Origin of the sequence: Novacetimonas cocois, assembly GCF_003311635.1 — a bacterium.
Classification (GTDB): Bacteria; Pseudomonadota; Alphaproteobacteria; order Acetobacterales; family Acetobacteraceae; genus Novacetimonas; species Novacetimonas cocois.
In genome coordinates, this window is the sequence record NZ_QEXL01000005.1 from 43,538 (window position 1) to 63,693 (window position 20,156).

Genomic DNA, 20,156 nt, shown 5'->3' on the forward strand with positions numbered 1-20,156 from the left:
ACAGGAAGGTTCACCGTCAGAGCTGCCATGATCGTTGGCAACCTTCTTGAATTCTCGACGTTGCCCGGATGAATCCAGTTGGAGAGCGCGAGATGAACGTCAGCGAATTCTTATGGAAACGTCTTCAGGAATGGGGCCTCAGACGCGCTTACGGTTATCCGGGCGATGGGGCAGGCGGAATAGATGTGGCCCTGCAACGTGAAGTGGATGCAGGCCATGTCGAATACGTTCAGGTGCGACATGAGGAAATGGCGGCGTTCATGGCAACAGCCCATGCCAAGTTTACCGGGCAGGTGGGACTGTGTTTCGCCACATCAGGTCCCGGTGCCATCCACCTGCTGAACGGACTTTATGATGCCAAGCTGGACCATGTCGGTGTCGTGGCGATCATGGGCCAGCAGGCCCGCACGGCGATTGGCACGAATTACCAGCAGGAGGTGGACCTGCAGTCGCTGTGCAAGGATGTGGCGTGCGAATACATCGTCACCGTAACCGAACCATCGCAGATGCGCCACGCGCTGGACCGGGCCGTGCGGATCGCACGCGACAAACGCGCCCCCACGGTCGTGATCGTGCCCAACGACCTGCAGGAATTACCCTATTCGGATCCGCCAATGGCCCACGGTTCAACCCATACGGGCATTGGCATGACAATCGGCAGCACGGTGCCGGAGGAGACCGGCCTGCATCTTGCTGCCGACATCCTGAACGCGGGCAGGAAGGTTGCGATCCTGGCCGGTGCCGGTGCGCTGGAGGCAACGGATCAGTTGCTCCAGATCGCGGAAATCCTCGGGGCAGGGATCGCCAAGGCGCTGCTGGGCAAGGCTGCCGTGCCGGATGAACTCCCGTTCGTGACCGGCTCGATCGGTCTGCTGGGCACAAAGCCGTCATGGGACATCATGAAGGAATGCGACACGTTCCTCATGGTGGGATCATCATTTCCCTATAGCGAATTCCTGCCCAAGCCGGGGCAGGCGCGTGGCGTGCAGATCGACATCAACGGCGCCAACCTGTCCCTGCGTTACCCGATGGAGGTCAACCTGCAGGGCGACAGTGCCGCGACACTGCGTGCCCTGATCCCGCTGCTGCAGCGCAAGAGTGACCGCGCCTGGCGTGCCCGTATCGAAAAGGAAGTGGCCCAGTGGTGGAAGGTACTGGAAGCCCGCGCCATGACCAGTGCCTGTCCGCTCAACCCGCAACGCGTGTTCTGGGAGCTGTCGCCGCGCCTGCCGGAGAACGCCATCATCACGGCGGATTCCGGTTCCGTCGCCAACTGGTATGCGCGCGACCTGAAAATGCGTCGTGGCATGAAGGCCTCCCTGTCTGGCGGTCTGGCCTCGCTGGGGGCGGGGACACCTTATGCCGTGGCGGGCAAGATGGCCTATCCCGATCGTACCGTCATTGCCTGCATGGGCGATGGGGCTATGCAGATGAACGGACTGAATGTGATGATCACGATTTCCAAATACTGGAAGCAGTGGTCCAATCCGAAACTGATCGTGCTGGTCCTGAACAATCAGGACCTCAATCAGGTGACATGGGAGGAGCGCATCCAGCTTGGCAAGGGCAAGACGGAATCAACCCAGTCCATCCCGGATTTTCCCTATCATCGGTATGCCGAACTGCTGGGCCTCAAGGGTATTTACGTTGACGATCCCGATCATGTCGGCATCGCATGGGAAGACGCCCTGAGTGCCGATCGACCGGTCATTCTGGAGGCACGAACCGACCCCAATGTACCGCCGCTGCCACCGCATATCACCCTGCAGCAGGCCAAGGCCTTCCTGACCCCACTCCCCACGGAGCCCGAGCGGGGCAGCGTCATTCTGGGTTCGGCAAAGGAAATGCTGGCTTCCATCCTGCCAAGCGGAAAATCCTGATGCACCCGTGTCTGGAGCCCGGTCTGAACAAGGCCTGATCTAGCAGACAGCAGGTTATTTTTCAGATCAGGCTGTCATGCAGGCAGCAGTTACGCCGCGAACCGCTCTCCGACCATTTCCTCGCTTTTTGCCCACAATGCCTCGGCATGTGCCGGATCAACGGCATAGGGCCCGGACACCCTCATCAAGCAGCCCCATGGGTGCGTCATTGGGAATGACCGGGGCGAACGTGGCAGTCCTCGCAATAATGTCCGCCCATTGCATCAGCAGATGCAACGACACCAGCCCATACCGAGGTCGCAGCACCCTGCGGAACTGTCTTGAACTCGAATGGCGGTTCACTCGCGGCAGCCGCCTGAGCGTTGATCTGCGCTTCCATTGCTTCCAGTGCGCCCTCTGACAGATAACGCACGAGTTCCGCGGACGGCGTGAATTCCCGGTGGTAGAGCAGGGGCGTCTTTGGCTGAAGAGTCATCAGTATCGCGTTGTGCGCAATCATGAACAGCATAACTGTAAAGATGCGCTGGAGAGAGGCACAGGTGGCGAATGATTGCGATCTGGTTCTTTGATCATCATCGGGGATTGCTGCTGTTGTGATAATCGACAGGCGGCACGGAACAGGGGGCAAAGAGGACGGAGATTGCGATATTCCGGGATCATTTCCCGCCGCATAAAGACGCCATGCTGTGATCAAGGGCATATATCACGGTTAAATTCCCGCATGTCCTGTCATTTGGGTTGGATTATGCTCTTAACAAACATCACAAATATAAATTGCACATAAATAATAATTTCCAGACGATTCCTGGGTATGCTGATTCGAATTTAAGAAATTGAAGATGTGTGGATATTTAAATTTACAATACACAAAACATTAATCTGCATTGACAGATTCGTTACCTCGATGTTTTCGATATTAGAGCAATACATATTATTTTATTGCAATGCGGATTGATGGTTGAGAAGTTGTCGTCACTCATTCCTCTTTATTGAAAGCAGGCTGGAATGCTCCAGAATAAGTGAACGCCATGAATTGCGGATAAAATTTCAAAGCGGCTGTCAGGTAAAAGAACCGCATATGATATCCGGAATCTGTTCTGTTTATAAAAAATAAAAATACGCGATATAGGCAGTTTGGAACATATGAATTGTTGAATTCTGATGTGATAAATTCCGTTCGCATGATCCTGTCTTCACTGCTGTTCGCAGTCGTGGATTGCCAAAAAAACAACAAGACGAGCCATGATCCTGATGCGCTGTATCCGGATCAGGCCCCCTGGGGGCGGAGACAACCATAATGCCGGACAAGAAAAGTTTAAAAAACCGTCGATTATTCCTGCAGCAGGCGCTTGCCGCGGTCCCGGGCATGACGCTGCTTGGCATTACAGGTCATCAGTCGCTGTTCGCATCGACGGCCTGGGCGGCACCGGGGCAGCAGACGCCTTATCGTCCAACATTCTTTACCGCTGCCGAATGGATGTTCATCAATGCGGCTGCTGACCGGCTTATTCCATCCAATGAGGACGGGCCGGGGGCGGTTGAACTTGGCGTTCCCGAATTCATCGACCGACAGATGGAAAGTGGTTACGGTCATGGTGAATTCTGGTACATGAGCGGCCCGTTCGTGACGGACGTTGATTTTACCCTCGGGTATCAGCTTCAGTTCACGCCACGCGAATTTTATCGCGCCGCGATCGCGGATATTGATCAGGCATGCGTGAACATGCACGGGCATGTGTTTGCCGGGCTGGATGCGGCGACACAGGACAGCGTGCTTGAAAAGCTGCAGGCAGGCACGTTCACGCTTCCCCATATTGCGAAACCTGCTGAATTCTTCATTCAGTTACTGGCGAATACAAAGGAAGGTTATTTTTCTGACCCGATGTATGGCGGCAACCGCCATATGGGAAGCTGGAAAATGATCGGTTTCCCCGGCGCGCGGGCCGATTTTGCCGACTGGATGCTTCAGCCGGGCAGGGTCTATCCGCTGGGACCGGTTTCCATACAAGGCGAAAAAGCATAATCCCATGACGACAACACTGAAATCCGTTGATGCGGTAGTCATCGGTCTTGGATGGACCGGTTCGATCCTCAGCATGGAGCTTGCAAGTTCCGGTCTTTCCGTTGTGGCGCTGGAACGTGGCGCCTATCGCGATACCTCACCGGACTGGAGTTATCCTAAGGCCGCCGATGAACTGAAATATGGCATCCGGGGCGAACTGTTCCAGAGACTGTCAAAGGATACGGTAACCATTAGGCACGCGGTCGATGGTACGGCGGTTCCATATCGACAGCTTAATGCCTTTCTGTTGCCCAATAACGTGGGGGGCGCGGGTGTCCACTGGAACGGGCAGCATTATCGCCCATCGCCGGAGGATCTGAAATTCTACAGTCATAATGTCGAACGTTATGGTGCGAAATTTCTTCCCGAAGATATGACGATCCAGGATTACGACGTAACGTATGATGAGCTGGAGCCCTATCTTGACCAGTTCGAGCGGTTATGCGGAACTTCGGGGCAGGCGGGCAATATCGGGGGAAAAATTATCGCCGGGGGCAATCCGTTCGAAGGGCCGCGTTCACGCGGGTATCCCACGCCGCCACTGCCCGATACCGAAGGTGCCCTGCGTTTTGCGGCTGCCGCGAAACAGCTGGGTTATTCCCCATTTCCCCAACCGGCCGCCAACTGCTCCCAGCCATGGACCAATCCGTATGGCGTACGGTTGGGGCCATGTAACCTGTGCGGATACTGCGAACGGTATGGATGTTATCTCTATTCCAAGGCATCTCCGCAGACGACAATTCTGCCGGCACTGCTGCAGAAATCGAATTTCGAGATGCGCACCCACAGCACGGTGACAAAGATCAACATGTCCGCGGATGGAAAGCGCGCGACAGGCGTGACCTATGTCGATGCGGCAGGCAGGGAAGTCATCCAGCCTGCGGATCTGGTCATCCTTTCCTCGTTCCAGATCAACAATGTGCGGCTGCTGCTGCTGTCAGGGATTGGCAAACCTTATGATCCCCGCACGGGTACGGGGGTGATCGGCAAGAATTTCGCCTATCAGATGATGAGTGAATCCGCCCTGTTCTTTGACAGGGATGCCGCGATCAATCCCTTTATCGGCGCCGGGGCGGGCGGTCAGCAGATCATCGATGAATTCAACGCGGATCATTTCGACCATGCCCCGCATGGATTTATCGGGGGCGGTTACATCCTGGGGGGCACAACGGGTGGTCGACCGCTGCAGCAGCTCAATGTCCCGCCCGGCACGCCAGCGTGGGGTGCGAAATGGAAGAAGGCGGCAAAGGATACCTATCTGCATTCGACGCGTGTCCAGACGCATGCATCCGTAATGTCCTATCGCGATGCCTATATCGATCTTGATCCAACCTATCGCAACGCACTGGGCCAGCCGCTGGCGCGCATTACATTCGACTGGCATGAAAACGAATACAGGATGACCAGATTCGTAACGGACCGCGCGCTTGAAATCGTGGCGAAGATGAACCCGAAATCGCACACGGTCACCATGCGCCGGTCAGGGGATCATTTCAATACACGGCAGTACCAGACGACACATATCACAGGTGGTGCCATTACAGGCGCCAACCCGCAGACCAGCGCCGTCAACCGTTACTGTCAGAGCTGGGATGTGCCGAACCTGTTCGTGTTCGGGGCCTCGGCCTTTCCGCAGAACCTTGGGTATAACCCGACAGGCCTGATCGGGGGACTGACCTACATGGGCGCGCATGCCATCCGGGAACAGTATCTGAAATCACCCGGCCCACTGGTTTCCGCCTGAGGACAATGTCATGAAAGCGACATTCAGAAGACCGGCGGCCTGCCTGGGCGGGGTTGCCTTTCTTGTGGCCATGGGCCTTGCAATACAGCCAGCGGACCGGGCACATGCACAGACCCCAGTCCAGGCGGATTCCGCGCTGATCGAACATGGGGCGTATGTTGCCGTGCTGGGTGACTGCATGGCCTGTCATACCGTGTCTGGCAATACGTCCTACAGCGGCGGACTGCCTCTCGCCACGCCGATTGGAACAATATATTCCACGAATATCACGCCGGACAGGCAGACAGGCATCGGAAGCTACAGTTACGAGGATTTTGAACAGGCGGTCCGGCACGGAATCCGCAAGGATGGGAAAACGCTTTATCCCGCCATGCCCTATCCGGATTTCAGGCATATCAATGACGAGGACATGCACGCGCTTTATGCGTTTTTCATGTCGGGCGTAAAGCCGGTGCATCATCAGGACAGGGCGCCTGCGATTTCATGGCCCCTGTCGATGCGGTGGCCGCTGGCATGGTGGCGCTGGATGTTCGTCCCCAGTGGAGAAGCCCCATCCGCAGCGGTCGCGCATGATGCCCTGGCGGATCGTGGCGCCTACCTTGTCGAAGGCGCAGGGCACTGTGGCACCTGTCATACACCGCGTGGTTTCGCGCTGGAGCAGAAGGCATTCTCCCCACAGGATGGCAGTGCTTACCTGGCCGGAAGCCGTATCGATCATTATACCGTAAGCAACCTGCGCGGGGGCGACATTGTGGGTCTTGGTTCATGGAACGAGGACGATATTGTCCGGTTCCTGCAATCGGGACGCAACCAGCATGCCGCTGTTTTCGGTGGCATGGCGGACGTCGTGTACCAGAGCACGCAGCACATGAGCGAAGCCGACCTGCGTGCAATCGCACATTTCCTGAAGACACTTCCACCGCCAGCGGATAATCGGAAATTTGCCTATGACCCGGCAGTGAAGCAGGCCCTTTTCAAGGGGGACGTCACCAAACGCGGAGCTCTGGATTATCTCAATAACTGTGCTGCCTGCCACCGGAGTTCGGGGATGGGGTATGAGGATACGTTCCCGGCGCTTGCGGGTAATCCGGTTGTGAATGATCCTGATCCTGCCTCACTTCTTCATATCGTGCTGACAGGTGCCACCATTCCCGGCACTCATGTGGAGCCCACACATTATACGATGCCGTCTTTCGGGGACAGGCTTTCCGATCAGGAAGTTGCGGATATACTGACCTTTATCCGTTCAGGCTGGGGCAATCATGCCTCTTCCATCGATGCGGAACAGGTTGGGAAGTTCCGGAAACTCATTGCGCCCACCAATGAAAAGAAAACGTTGTAAGGTACGCATGCAATGAACACATATCAGACTGGTCTGCCAAATGCCTCATCCGGTCATGCAACGAAAATGACCATGACGGGACGCCTGAAATACCGGATGTCGGGGTTGCGTCATTCCATGAAACGAGTATTGATCCCGCGACAGCATGATGCCCGTAAAGGCATGTCCCGTTCGGGATGTGTCATGGCGGGGGCAGCTGTCTTCTGCATGGCCCCGATTTGGGAAAGCCGGGCTGCCCCACCAGAACTTCCCACGCGTCCGGTCCTGACCCTTGCCGTGGCCCAGCGCATCGCGGCAGCAGCACAGGGGGAGGCTGATCGTATCCATGCAACGGGCGTCATTGCCGTTGTCGATGACGCGGGGGAGGTCATTGTCCAGATCCGGATGGATAATGCCTATATGCGTGCAAGTGGAAAGCTGGCACCCGAAAAAGCCCGCTCTGCCGTGATGTTCCGCCGCCCGACAGCCGTTCTTGAGGCTGCCATTGCAGGGAAACGGCCCGCTCTGGCGACTGCCCGTGGCTTTGTCATGATGAAAGGGGGCGAGCCAATCTTTGTCGGTGGTCAACTGGTCGGTGGGGTCGGTGTTTCCGTGGATACGCCGGATCACGATGAACAGATCGCGCAGGCCGGGCTTGCAGCCATAAAATAGCATTATTGTGGAACGGAAGGGTCTTATATATTTCCGTTTCTTAAGGGATCCCATGTCCTGACATGGGATATGGGATCCTGCTGTTTGGGAGTGGCTTCATAAAATAATTTTATTGGGGCATGATTATATTTCGTAAAACACAATAAATATATACATAGTGATAATATATCACGGGCATATGATTTGTATGTCATGCGGTGTTTAAAATAATTGCCTAATATCATGAAGGATTTGTCTTTACATCGAAATCCGGACTGACATTCATCCATCATACATGATTTATTCAGGGAAGGTCTTGCCATCATGGACCCACTTAAACGCCGGGGCTTTCTTTCTGTTGCAGGGGCGCTGGGTTTCGCGGGCGCGGCGAACGCGGCGACGTTTGGAAATCCCGACAGGCCCCAGGAAGGGAAAATCAACGCAAGACTGCCTTCCAGCCTGACGGATCCGGGTCCAAAAAATCCTGTTCTGCAATCGCAGTTTCCGTCATTTCAGGATCCTCCGGCCACTGACGTCAACGGGATGCCGTTATTCTGGGCCTCCTTCAACAATGCGCACAAGCGGTATCAGGACGGTGGCTGGGCACGAGAGGTCACGCGGGAGGATTTTGCGCTTTCCGAGGATATCGCGGGCGTGAACATGCGCCTGTCCGCTGGTGGCATCAGGGAAATGCATTGGCACCAGCAGGCGGAATGGGCCTATATGATTGCAGGCAACTGCCGGATCACCACACTGGACGAGCAGGGAATCCCGAGTGTGGAGGACGTGCGTGCGGGCGATGTCTGGTATTTTCCGGCAGGTCTTCCCCATTCACTGCAGGGACTGGGGCCGGATGGTGCCGAATTCGTCCTTGCGTTTGATAATGGCATGTCTTCGGAATTCAATACCCTTCTGGTTACGGACTGGATTGCCCATACGCCACCGGAAGTTCTGGCAAAGAATTTTGGTGTTCCACAGGACGTGTTTGCGAATATCCCTGTCGATAACCGATGGATATTCCAGGGGAAGATCCCCGGAGATTTGTCCATGGACCAGAAAAATGCGGGCGTTCGGGCCGGCGGGCAGAAGGTCGTTTACCATCTGTCGGATTCAACGCCAGTGGCCCGCAATGGCGGTGGTCAGGCGCAGGTCGCGGATAGCCGCAATTTCCCCATCTCGAAAACAATTGCTGCGACAATCGAACTCGTCAAGCCGGGGGCAATGCGGGAAATGCACTGGCATCCCAATGCGGATGAATGGGCGCTTGTACTGGAAGGGCAGGCAAGGATGACCGTATTCAACACCGGGCCACGCGCCCAGACGGCGGATTTCAGGCCGGGAGATATCTGGTATATCAAGAAAAGTCTTGGTCATTATTTTGAAAATACCGGGAATACGGATTTCAAGGCAATCACGATTTATAAGTCCGACCGGTTTGCGGAGGTATCGCTGTCTGACTGGCTGACGCATATCCCGCCCGAGATGGTCGCGCAGACGCTTAATCTGCCTCTGGAGGTCGTGCGTCGGTTCCCGTCAAACCAGCCGCATTTCATGCCTGCCTGAGGCATATAATCCATCGGCAAAATTGATAAAAGTTTTTGGGTGCCGCCTTTTTTCAAAAAGGCGGCGTTCCATGAAGCTTTTTTAAAAAAGCTTTACCAAAAACTTCTTTATGATTCGCATCATATTTCAAGAACAGTCTTTCCAGACTGCCGCTTACAGTATGTCGTGGCAGGATAAAGCCGTAACCGACCTGTCAAATGGCCTCGGGCATCCGCAGGACAGCCTTGACGGTCCTGCCCACCTCCATGTCCGCGACGGCCTGATTGATCTGATCGAAATTGTAAAATGTGATAAGCCTGTCGAATGGGAATCGTTTCTGCCGCCACACTTCGATCAGCCGTGGCAGGAAAATATCGGGCACGCAGGCCCCCTGGCTGACGCCTTGGATTGACTTGTTGCCAGCCATAAGGTCATTGGCGTCGAGTTCAAGTTGTGCGCCCGGTGGAGAAACCGCCACGACCGCACTTCTGCCACCCGGTCGAAGTGCATCCACCATCTGGCGGATGATCTCCACGCGTCCGGTGGTGTCCATCGCGGTATCCACGCCACCGCCCGTAATCTTACGCACCGTCGCGACGACATCTTCGTCCGGCATGCAGATGGTATGCGTGGCGCCGAGTTCACGGGCCAGTTCAAGGCGGGCGGGCTTGCGGTCGATTGCGATATTGATCGTGGCCCCGGCAAGGCTTGCCCCCATGATTCCGCTCAGCCCCACGGATCCGCAGCCAAAATTGGCGAAACTGCCGCCTGGGCCGGGCTGGAGTGCGTTCAGCACGGTTCCGCTTCCTGTGGAGATCCCGCACCCGAGCGGCCCTGCAAGTTCCAGAGGAAAATCCTTCGGGATTTTTACGACATTGCGTTCCGTGGCGATTGCATGGGTCGCATAGGAGGACTGGGCGAAAAAGCGGTCGGACAGGACCGTGCCACTGTCGTCGCACAGCGCATGCGTGCCGTCCGGACGGTGGCCGCTGAAATTGAGTTCGCGGAAATGCACGCATTCAGCGGGGTGGCCGCTTTCGCATGGTCCGCAGCGGCCACAGGATGCAAACGTCAGGATGACATGATCACCCGGCGCGACCCTGGTTACGGCGCTGCCGGCCTGTTCGACAATTCCTGCTCCCTCATGACCAAGCACGACCGGCAACGGTGTTTCCAGCATGCGGGCGCGTACCGCCAGATCGGTATGACACATGCCCACGGCAACGATCCGTACCCGTACCTCGTCATCGCGGGGCGCGGTAAGTGTCAGTTGTTCCAGCAGGAACGGGCCGTCAGCTTTCCGGACAACCGCGGCACAGACAGGACAGGATGCAGCGGATTTAAGGCCGGTCTGCATGACGGGAGGTCTCCTTTACGGAACTGTGCCGGGACTTCATGGCTCAGGGCTTTGTGGCTGTTTTCAGCGGGATCGGTTTTTCACGGCCGAGCAGGATCTCCGCCGCGAAGAGCATCAGGGCCGCAAGACAGAGCAGCGTGGCGACCAAGGCAAAGCCCCACCATCCCCGGATACTGTAAAGGGCCGCCCCACCGGAAGACCCCGCTGCCCCGCAGAGGAACACCGCCGTCATATAGGCGGCATTCAGGCGTCCCCGTGCCCTGTCATTAAGGCTGTAGATCACGCGCTGGCTGACGATCTGGTTGGTCTGCACGCCAGCGTCGAGAAAAATCGCCATGATCGCAAGAAGGACGAGCCAGTCGCCATTGACCGCCCAGCCGGACGCAAGCGACATCAGACCGACAATACCCATCGCGCCCCATGTCGCCACCCGTGTATGGCCCGCATCCGCCAGCCGGCCGGCCAGTGGCGCCGCCAGCGCGCCCCCGGCCCCCGCCAGCGCGAAAAGGGCGATCCCGCTCTGTCCCAGTCCGAAATGCTGATGCAGCATCAACGGGGCCGCCGTCCAGAACATGTTGAAGACCGCGAACAGAATGCCATGATATGCAATGCGCCGTCGCAACGGCGCATATTCGATCAGCAGATGCCCGATGGACCACAGCAGGGTCCGATAACGCATGCGGTGTTCCGGCATGTAATCCGGCAGCACGCGCCACAGGACGCCGCACGTCGTCGTCATCATGAGCGTCGAAATCCAGAAAACGGCACGCCAGCCAAAGGCTGCCGCAATGGCGTTGGCCAGCGGGCGGGAGAACATGATCCCGGTGATCAGGCCGCCCATGATGTTGCCGATGACGCGCCCGCGCTGTGCGGGCGGCACGAAATGCGTCGCCAGCGGCAACAGGATCTGCGACCCCACGGAACACAGGCCGACCGCGACCGAACACAGCATGAAGAGCGTGACGGACGGGCTGAGCGCCGCGCCGGCGAGACTGAGCACAAGGCCGCCCATCGTCAGGAGAATGAGCCGCCGGTTATCCGACCGATCGGAAAGCGGGACGATCAGGAACAGCCCGGCGCCATATCCCAGCTGGGTCAGCGTCACGATGATCCCGGCCCATTCAGGCGAAATCGCAAGGTCATGGGTGATCGGCCCGATCAGGGCCTGAGCGTAATAGATATTCGCTACCGTCAGGCCGCAGACGGTGGCGAAAATGCCTGTCATCGTCGGGGATAAACGGAACGGATCGCGTGTCGGCATGTCCTGTTTCACGGTTTTACCCTGTCGATCCCATCGTGATGTCCCATTGAAAAATCAGTCCGTGGGCCAGCCCGGCACCGTATGCAAAAACGCTTTCAGCCCGGCTTCCCAGACATCCGTGTGCATCATGGTCATGTGTCCGTAAAGCTGCGACGGATCACAGATCATCAGTCCGTGAACATTTGCCCGGGACGGAAGGTGCAGCAGTTCAGGCGGATTCAGCATGTCGTCCGCAAAATTGACCGACAGGACGGGCGCGGTGATCCGGTCCGATCCGGGCCGGGGATCGTAATCATCCGAACTCTGGAACTGGCGCAGGATATTGCAGGCATTCAGCGCGTGTGCCTGCTTGTCGATCGCAGCACTTTCGAAGGGGGCGGCATCCTTGCGGTCAGGGATTGCGGCCTGAAGGCGCTGTGCGTTGCTGGTCATCAGCGCGAACAGGGGCGAGGCCGTATAGAGCCACAGACGTGGCGGGTGCGCCGGGTCCGGATGTCCCCCGCGCCAGTCCGGGTCATGTGTGATCGCCTCCATGATCATCTGCCGCCACAGCATGTTGCGACCGCTGACCGCGGCGGGCGAGGAAGATACGGCAACCAAGGCGTCACTGTCCGTTGGATAACGCTCCGCCCACTGCCAGACCTGCATGCCACCCATCGACGTGCCCAGGACAAGTTTTTCATGCACGATTCCGATCCGTGCCAGCATCTCCCTGTCGAGGGCCAGCTGATCGAGGTAGCCGTAATGCGGGAACGCATCGCACAGACCGTCGGAGGGTTTCGTGGATTCACCAGCACCCAGCCCGTCCGGGGCCACGATATAGAAACGCCGGGCATCAAGGGGTTTGCCCGGCGCGAAAAGCCCGGCCAGTCCCGACGGCGACAGCGGTTCGTGCGCCGTACCCACCGTTCCATGCAGGATCAGCACGGCGTTGGTGATATGGCCGGCCCTGTCCCGCACTGGCGTGCCGGCCGTCAGGTAATGCAGCCGGACGGGAGCCAGCGTCTCCCCGTCTTCCAGCCGATAATGATCGAGCGTTACGGTGCCATCGCGTGTTGGCGGCATTCCCCGGGCCAGCGCGGGAATGGACAGGATGCAGCCTGCGAGGACTGCAAGATGTCTCAGCCTCATTGCGTTCTCCCGTTATTGTGATGCACCGTATTTTCAACGTGATCGGGACGGACGGCACGGCAAATATGCCTGTCATGGACGAAGCGGATGCCTGAACGTCATGGTGTCAAATAAAGGGACGGGTGTCGACAGTCCCATCATGAAACGTGTCGTGATCGCAACGGTCTGATTGTGTGGAAGGCGGTCGGGGCATTGCGATCCGCACCAACGGCGAGGTGTGCTGCAGGTTTGTGTTCCGACTGTCAGGAAAAGAAGTTTTCGACAATGCGACCTTTGAAAAAGGCGTGCGCGTCCAGACGGGAAATTTGAAATCCGCGTTGCGTGAACGCACAATCGCACGCTTTCGTGAAGCCATCATGAGGGATGGGCGCCGACCGGCGGGTCAGCCTTCCTTTCCCCCGCTTGGCACGGGGGGCGCATCATTGGGAAACTGAACGCCCGCGTGGTCGGTGCCTGTCACGTAATTCTGCAGTTCACGTGCTTCCTGTTCGGCATTTTCAGCACGCAGCTTGACGATATCCCCGATACTGACCAATCCGACGAGTTTTCCGTTTTCCATGATGGGCACGTGCCGGTTGCGGGAATATGTCATGCGGCAGGCGACATCATAAATACTGTCGTCGGGGGTTGCGGTGGGCATATCCCTTGTCATGACATCCTTTGCCATCAGGGTGGAGATGTCCGCGCCGCGCTGGGATAAGGCATGGACGATCCCCTTTTCCGATACAAGGCCAACCAGTCGCCCATCGGGGTCAAGAACGGGCGCGCCGCCAATATTATGCCGCGCCAGCGTGGTGGCGACATCCAGAATGGGATCATCCGCGCTGACAGTAATGACCGTGCCCCCTTTTTGCGCAAGAATGTGAAAGACACGAGAGGACATGGGAAAATCCTTTTCATGTTCTGGATAATCGAAATTGGTCCCGTCAATGTACCGTTCCATCCCGCGTTCCGGATGCAACAGCAGGAACAGGAAGAAACGGGTGGAGGGTACGGGCAGGAAAAAGTCCGCCGATCACCACGATTATGGTCAGAACGATGACAAGGGCCGTCAGTTCCGGGCGAACGTGCCGCGTCACGGAAGAAGGTGGTAACGACGGGACCGATATCATGACGCGGATAATGTTCAGGTAATAATACAGCCCGATAATACTGCCGATCACAAGGACACACAGCAGTATGTCGCGCTGATGTTCAACGCCGGCTGCCGCAATCTCGAACTTCGCGAAAAAGCCTATCCCCGGCGGAATTCCCGCAAGCGAAAGCAGCATGAGCGACATGGCCGATGCCAGGAACGGGCGGGTGAAAAACAGTCCTTTCCACTGCATGATAACCGTGCCATCCGGCCCGTCAGCGGTGGCAAAGGCGGTCATGACCGCAAAGACGCCCAGTGTGCTGGCGGTATAGGCCGCAAGATAAATGGTTATGGCCCGTGACTGCATATGGCCGGGGCAGAGAAAGGCAATCAGAAGATACCCCACATGCGCAATGGATGAACATGCCATAAGGCGTGTGAGGCTGACCTGACGCAATGCAAGCAGGTTGCCGCCCATGATGGTCAGGATAATGACGACATACAGGATGTCATCGACGAACACTGCCTGCTGCTCCGTCCCGAAATAGCGGACAAGTGAGGAAAAGATCGCGATTTTCGAGGTCACGGCCAGAAAAGCCGCAACAGGAACAGGCGCGCCCTCCATCACGTCAGGCAGCCACATATGAAAGGGCACGGCGGAAAGTTTGAAGAACATGCCGACAAGGATCATGACCGTCGCGGCAACGGACAATGCGGGCGGCACATCCCCGGCCGCAACGGGCGGCATGAAGCGCAGCGATCCCGTAACGCCATAGGCCAGGCCAATGCCAAACAGAAGAATGGCCGAAGATACCCCCGACAGGATCAGGTATTTCATCGCTGCCTCATGCCCTGCCAGGACGGGGTGGCGTCCAAAGGCCATAAGTCCCATGAGGGAGATGCCAAATATTTCCAGTCCCAGGAAAAAAGGCATGTAATTCACGCTGAATACCATGGTCAGCGCGCCAAGCGTACCCAGCATGAGCAGCAGGGGATATTCATCCACCAGCGCGTCCCTGTCATGCATTGCATCGCGCCATGACATAAGCAGGATGCACAGGCTGGAAAATACGATCAGGATGGCCGTATAGGCTGTCCATTGATCCTGAATGAACAGGCTGCCACCATCATCAGGTAGTCTGCCCGTATGCCGGCCCACGGCTGCAAGGCTCAGCAGCAGTGTCACCCCCGCACATGAAAAACCGCGCCCCACCGAGCGTCGCCACGCTGTCGCGGCAAGCATGATCATGAGTCCCGCGCAGATCACCGGCAATGGCGTTGGCAGGAAAAGATCATGCCCGATCATGGCGCGCGACCCTCCGGGCGGGGCATGGCCGTAACGGACAGGGGAGACGGGGCGGAAAACGTCATGAAAGGCTGCGGATAAAGACCCAGCACGACCATAAAGGCCATGACGCAGGCGAAAATCGCCATCTGCCGCGCCGGAAAGTCCCGTACGGGTCGAAGGTCGGTCCGTGGTGCCGCGAGGAATATGCGATTGACCATCCTGAGCGCATAGATGGCGGCCAGGATCAGTCCGGAGGCCGCCAGCGTCGCGGTGACGGGACTGACATGCCATGTCGCCAGCAGGACAAGGAATTCCCCGGCGAAGTTACCCAGTCCCGGCATGCCGAGCGACGCCACGGCAAAGAACAGCCCCGTTCCGGACAGGCGCGGCATGGCGCCCCACAATCCACCGATATGGCGCATGTCGCGCGTATGCAGCCGGTCCTGAATGGCGCCCGCGATCAGGAAAAGCGCGCCCGTGCCCAGCCCGTGGGCCAGCATCTGCACGATCGCCCCCTGCATTCCCATGGCTGAACCGCCAAAGATGCCAGGCAGCACGAAACCCATATGGCTGATGCTGCTATAGGCGATCAGGCGCTTGACGTCGTCCTGCATGCACGACATCCACGCCCCGTACAGGATCCCGACGACGCCAAGCGTCATGGCGACGGGTAAGAACCGGCTGGCCGCATCGGGAAACAGCATGACATCAAAACGGATCATGCCATATCCCCCGGTCTTGAGCAGGATTCCCGCCAGAAGAACGCTGGCCGCCGTTGGCGCCTGCGTGTGGGCGTCAGGCAGCCAGACATGGACTGGTACGACCGGCAGCTTGACGGCAAAGGCGATGAAGAACCCCAGCATCAGCAGCATGGACAGGGCAGGGGACAGCGGTGTCCGCGACAGCGCGAAGTAATCGAATGTCAGCACGCCGGTTGCCCGGAAATGCGTCATGACCAGCCCAAGGATGGCAAGCAGCATGATCAGCCCGCCACCCTGCGTGAAGATGAAGAACTTCATGGCGGCGCGCTGCCTGTCCTCATGCCCCCATGCGGCAATCAGTACGAACATCGGCACCAGCATCAGTTCCCAGAAAAAGAAGAACAGGAACAGGTCGGTGGCCAGAAATGTCCCGATAATGCCCGTAAGGGTCGCAAGGAACAGGAAATGAAACGTCCCGGCACCGGGCATGTCCTGACGGGGGACAAGAAATGCGCACAGAAAGCACAGGACAAGCGAAAGCCAGATCATCGACAGCGAAAGCCCGTCGATATCCAGCCTGACCGCAATTCCCATGGCCGGGATCCACGGCGTGGAAAAATGTTCCAGCCACGGCCCGGCATGGCCCGTATGATGGAATGTGACCATCGCAAGCGCCAGCGTTTCCCCGATCAGGGTCGCAAGCACCGTCCACCATGACGCATCGCGTGCGGATGGGCGGGCGGAATGCGGCCGGATGTGTGCTGCAAGCCATGCCAGCCCCCCGCCCGTGATGGGCAGCAGCACAAGGACGGGCAGGGGATTCATGACAGGACCGCCATGGCAATGCCCGCGCACAGCCCACCTGCGATCCACGCCGCATACCACCGCATGCGACCGTCGTGTAACCGGTCCAGCAGGCGCCCCCCCCATCGGGTAACCCGGGCCGCCCATTGGCCCAGCATCTCCAGAAAGCCTGCCCGCGCCCTGAAAATCAGGGTGCTGGCCGTCTGCGTCAGCCGCCCGGTTCCCGTGGTGGCACGGCCGGGGATGTCATGCCGCGTCAGCCACGTCAGCAGGCGCAGGGGTTGCATGAACAGGCGGTCATACAGCCCGTCCATTCCCCAACCGCCGCGGACAGGGCGGATGACGGCCGTCCGTCCGGGGATTTCGCGCATGACAGGCGCGGGGCGTCCCCACAGCACCCATGCGACCCACACCCCGGCAAGGGGCACGGCCGCGCCCGCCAGCACGGGCCAGAACGGTTCGTCCACATGCGGCAGCAATGACGCAGGATCAACAAGGGTGCTGAACAGGTGGGGGCGAGGAAGCGGGGCAGGCATTTCGATCATCCCCCCACAAACGGAGAGAACGCACAGACAGCCAAGGGGAACGGTCATGAGGCGCGATGTCCGGCCCGTTGCCGCAGTTCCCGCCTTTCCGCAAAAGACGATGAATACGCAGCGGAAAATATAAAGTGCGGTCAGGAAGGCCCCCAGCAGGGCAATCCCCCATAACGGATGGCCGCTTACGCTCCACCCGTGCGTCAGGTCGAAATGGGCGCGCCATACGCCCGACAGGATCATTTCCTTGCTGTAGAACCCGGCAGTCACCAGCGGCAGGCCCGCCAGCGCGGATGCCCCCGTGACGAAGGCCATGGTCAGTCCCGGCATGGCATGGCGCAGGCCGCCCAGGCGGAAGATATCCTGTTCATGATGGGCGCGCATGATGACGGCGCCCGCGCTCAGGAAAAGCAGCGCCTTGAAAAAGGCATGGGTCATCAGGTGAAACAGCGCCGCCTGCCATGCCCCGCACCCAAGGGCAAGGAACATGTAGCCAAGCTGGCTGATCGTGGACCATGCAAGGACACGCTTGAGATCGGACTGCGCCAGCGCCGTGCAGGCCCCCATCAGCAGCGTCAGCGCCCCCAGCACGGCCATAAGCGCCATGACGGGTACCGCCATGGTGAACAGGCCATGCAGCCGCGCGATCAGATAGACGCCCGCCGTCACCATCGTGGCCGCGTGGATCAGGGCGGAAGTCGGCGTCGGCCCCGCCATGGCGTCCGGCAGCCATGCCTGGAACGGGATCTGCGCCGATTTGGCAAGCGCCCCCACCAGTATGAAGAATGCTGCCATATTGATCCCAAGGGGGGAGACCTGCCCATTCGCGACCGCCGTCAGCACGGTTACGATGCGCAGCGAACCCGTCGCACCCGCCAGCAGCAGTATCGCACACAGCAATGCCACGTCCCCCATCCGCGTCATGTAAAATGCCTTGCGCGCGGCGGCGGTATTGGCGGGGTTGTCATACCAGAACCCGATCAGCAGGTAGGAACACAGTCCCATCCCCTCCCACCCGATGAACAGGCACAGCAGGTCGGACGCCAGCACCAGTACCAGCATGGCGGCGACAAACAGCGTCATGCAGCCGAAAAAGCGCGCGATCCCCGGATCGTCGCGCATGTAGCCCGCGGCATAGACATGGATCAGCAGGCCCACGATCGTGACGACAAGGATCATGAGCATGGAAATCCGGTCCAGCATGAAGGCGATATCGGCCGAAAATCCCGCAACGCGCATCCATGACCACAGCACGACCTGCAATGTCCCCGTTGCGGGGCCATGCAGAAGGATGACGGACACGACGACGCCAAGGACAGCGGAAATCCCCACCCCGGTGCAGGCGATCGTCCCGACACCTCCGGCGCCCAGACGCCCGGCGCCGGCAAACGCGATCAGCGACGCCGCAAGCGGGTAGAGGACAAGAAAAGGAAGAAGGATTTCACCCATGCTGCCGCCCCCGCAGAAGGTTGCCGGTATCGGCGTCCAGCGTCGGGCGTCCCCGGGCATGCAGGCACAGGATGATGGCAAGCCCCACCGCCGTTTCCACGGCGGCCAGGGCAAGGATCATCAGGAACATCACCTGTCCCGTCGCATCATGCCAGCGCGCGCCCGCGCCCACGAAGACAAGCGCCGTGGCGTTGAGCATGATATCCAGCGACATCAGCATGAACACCATGTTGCGCCGGACCAGAACGCCCGCCAGCCCGACCGAAAACATGATGGTCGCCAGCAGCAGCGTGTCATTGAAGGAAAAAGCATCCATGTCAGTGATGTCCCGCCCGGCTGCGTCCGATATGAAAGGCCGAGACCAGACCGGCCAGCAGCAGGAATGACACCAGTTCGACCATCAGCACGTAGCGGCCGAACAGGCCGAACCCCACGTCACGCGCCGTAATGGCGGCAGACGGGCGTGTTTGCGGCCCGGAAAATGGGCCAAGGCAATAAAGAAGCTCCGCACAGACAATGGCGGCAAGGATCGCCGGTCCCCGCCAGGCGCGCGGGCGCAGCCATTCCTTTTCACGCGCGCTGTCCGGCTGACCCAGATTGAGCATCATGATGACGAAAACGAACAGCACCATGATCGCGCCGGCATAGATGATGATTTCCAGCATCGCCGCGAATGACGCGCCCAGCATGACAAGCACGACCGCAAGCGCCAGCAGCGTCACCACCAGATATAACACCGCATGCACGGCCACCCGCCGGGTGATGACCATGATCGCCGCCACGACGCTGACGCCTGCGGCAAGAAGGGCCAGGGCGTGCATGATCGCGATCGCCTACGGCAGTAGCGAATGAAGGTCGACCGGCGGGCGTTCGCGTTCGGACGCGCCACGCGGCTTGCCGGGAATGGGAACGCCCGAGACATGGTGGAAACTGTAATCGGGGTATTTCCCGGTCCCGCTGATCAGCAGGTCTTCCTTTTCATAAACAAGGTTGGGCCGCGCATATTCGCCCATTTCAAAGTCGGGCGTCAGCTGTATGGCATAGGTGGGGCAGGCTTCCTCGCAAAAGCCGCAGAAAATGCAGCGGGAGAAATTGATCCGGAAATATTGCGGATACCACCTGCCATCGGCTTCGGTCTTCTGCAGGCTGATGCAGTCCACGGGACAGGCGACGGCGCACAGGTTGCACGCCACGCACCGCTCCCCCCCGTCGGGATCGCGCGACAGGATGATCCGCCCGCGATAACGCGGCGGCAGGTATGGCTTGTGTTCGGGATACTGTACGGTCGCGCGCCGGTGAAAGGCATGCAGCGCCGTCAGCAGAAGGGTGCGCAGGGTATCGAACATGGACAGAT

Annotated in this window: 17 protein-coding genes; 6 read left to right on the plus strand and 11 right to left on the minus strand. The window is 58.7% G+C overall.

Going from position 1 to position 20,156, the window contains the following annotated elements:
• The first annotated feature begins 92 nt into the window (after positions 1-92).
• Positions 93-1,880: a thiamine pyrophosphate-requiring protein gene (locus tag NJLHNGOC_RS04835; RefSeq protein WP_113595367.1), complete on the plus strand. Its 1,788-nt coding sequence runs from the start codon at positions 93-95 to the stop codon at positions 1,878-1,880.
• A 205-nt stretch (positions 1,881-2,085) separates the two neighbouring features.
• Here NJLHNGOC_RS04835 and NJLHNGOC_RS16265 read toward each other — a convergent pair whose 3' ends face one another.
• Entirely contained in the window at positions 2,086-2,580 is a 495-nt protein-coding gene (locus NJLHNGOC_RS16265; protein WP_239021341.1) for a hypothetical protein, read from the minus strand.
• Positions 2,581-3,246: 666 nt separating this feature from the next.
• On the opposite strand from NJLHNGOC_RS16265, the gene NJLHNGOC_RS04845 reads away from it, so the two are divergent.
• From NJLHNGOC_RS04845 to NJLHNGOC_RS04865, 5 genes are all read left to right on the plus strand, one after another.
• The gene (locus tag NJLHNGOC_RS04845) at positions 3,247-3,903 is read left to right on the plus strand and encodes a gluconate 2-dehydrogenase subunit 3 family protein (RefSeq protein WP_239021342.1); all 657 of its coding nucleotides are present in this window, start codon (positions 3,247-3,249) and stop codon (positions 3,901-3,903) included.
• Between the two features lie 4 nt (positions 3,904-3,907).
• A complete protein-coding gene (locus NJLHNGOC_RS04850; RefSeq protein WP_113595369.1) occupies positions 3,908-5,686 on the plus strand; it encodes a GMC family oxidoreductase in 1,779 nt (592 codons plus the stop codon).
• A gap of 10 nt (positions 5,687-5,696) precedes the next feature.
• Positions 5,697-7,028: a cytochrome c gene (locus tag NJLHNGOC_RS04855; RefSeq protein WP_206059715.1), complete on the plus strand. Its 1,332-nt coding sequence runs from the start codon at positions 5,697-5,699 to the stop codon at positions 7,026-7,028.
• Between the two features lie 183 nt (positions 7,029-7,211).
• Entirely contained in the window at positions 7,212-7,679 is a 468-nt protein-coding gene (locus tag NJLHNGOC_RS04860) for a GlcG/HbpS family heme-binding protein (protein ID WP_239021343.1), read from the plus strand.
• 303 nt (positions 7,680-7,982) lie between these two features.
• Positions 7,983-9,221: a cupin domain-containing protein gene (locus tag NJLHNGOC_RS04865; protein ID WP_113595371.1), complete on the plus strand. Its 1,239-nt coding sequence runs from the start codon at positions 7,983-7,985 to the stop codon at positions 9,219-9,221.
• Positions 9,222-9,414: 193 nt separating this feature from the next.
• Here the strand turns inward: NJLHNGOC_RS04865 and NJLHNGOC_RS04870 are convergent, their stop codons facing one another.
• The 10 genes from NJLHNGOC_RS04870 to nuoI form a co-directional block, all read right to left on the minus strand.
• Positions 9,415-10,557, minus strand: coding sequence for an NAD(P)-dependent alcohol dehydrogenase (locus tag NJLHNGOC_RS04870; RefSeq protein ID WP_113595372.1), 1,143 nt, complete (start codon positions 10,555-10,557; stop codon positions 9,415-9,417).
• Between the two features lie 43 nt (positions 10,558-10,600).
• Complete coding sequence (locus NJLHNGOC_RS04875) at positions 10,601-11,818, minus strand: MFS transporter (protein WP_113595373.1); 1,218 nt, start codon at positions 11,816-11,818, stop codon at positions 10,601-10,603.
• A 54-nt stretch (positions 11,819-11,872) separates the two neighbouring features.
• On the minus strand, positions 11,873-12,949 hold the full coding sequence (locus tag NJLHNGOC_RS04880; protein WP_113595374.1) for an alpha/beta fold hydrolase: 1,077 nt from the start codon (positions 12,947-12,949) through the stop codon (positions 11,873-11,875).
• Positions 12,950-13,331: 382 nt separating this feature from the next.
• A complete protein-coding gene (locus NJLHNGOC_RS04885) occupies positions 13,332-13,832 on the minus strand; it encodes a CBS domain-containing protein (protein WP_113595461.1) in 501 nt (166 codons plus the stop codon).
• Positions 13,833-13,875: 43 nt separating this feature from the next.
• Positions 13,876-15,330: an NADH-quinone oxidoreductase subunit N gene (locus NJLHNGOC_RS04890; RefSeq protein ID WP_113595375.1), complete on the minus strand. Its 1,455-nt coding sequence runs from the start codon at positions 15,328-15,330 to the stop codon at positions 13,876-13,878.
• Positions 15,327-16,838, minus strand: a complete 1,512-nt coding sequence (locus NJLHNGOC_RS04895; protein WP_113595376.1) for a complex I subunit 4 family protein — start codon at positions 16,836-16,838, stop codon at positions 15,327-15,329. The genes NJLHNGOC_RS04890 and NJLHNGOC_RS04895 overlap by 4 nt, the downstream gene beginning before the upstream one ends.
• Positions 16,835-18,802: an NADH-quinone oxidoreductase subunit L gene (nuoL, locus tag NJLHNGOC_RS04900; RefSeq protein ID WP_113595377.1), complete on the minus strand. Its 1,968-nt coding sequence runs from the start codon at positions 18,800-18,802 to the stop codon at positions 16,835-16,837. Before nuoL ends, NJLHNGOC_RS04895 begins: the two co-directional genes overlap by 4 nt.
• Positions 18,795-19,118 carry an NADH-quinone oxidoreductase subunit NuoK gene (nuoK, locus tag NJLHNGOC_RS04905; RefSeq protein WP_113595378.1) on the minus strand — a complete coding sequence of 108 codons (324 nt, stop codon included), beginning with the start codon at positions 19,116-19,118 and terminating at the stop codon, positions 18,795-18,797. The genes nuoL and nuoK overlap by 8 nt, the downstream gene beginning before the upstream one ends.
• 1 nt (position 19,119) lies before the next feature.
• Positions 19,120-19,623 (minus strand): NADH-quinone oxidoreductase subunit J, encoded by a 504-nt coding sequence (gene nuoJ, locus NJLHNGOC_RS04910; protein ID WP_113595379.1) that lies wholly within the window; start codon positions 19,621-19,623, stop codon positions 19,120-19,122.
• Positions 19,624-19,635: 12 nt separating this feature from the next.
• Positions 19,636-20,148: an NADH-quinone oxidoreductase subunit NuoI gene (nuoI, locus tag NJLHNGOC_RS04915; protein WP_113595462.1), complete on the minus strand. Its 513-nt coding sequence runs from the start codon at positions 20,146-20,148 to the stop codon at positions 19,636-19,638.
• Positions 20,149-20,156: the final 8 nt, after the last annotated feature.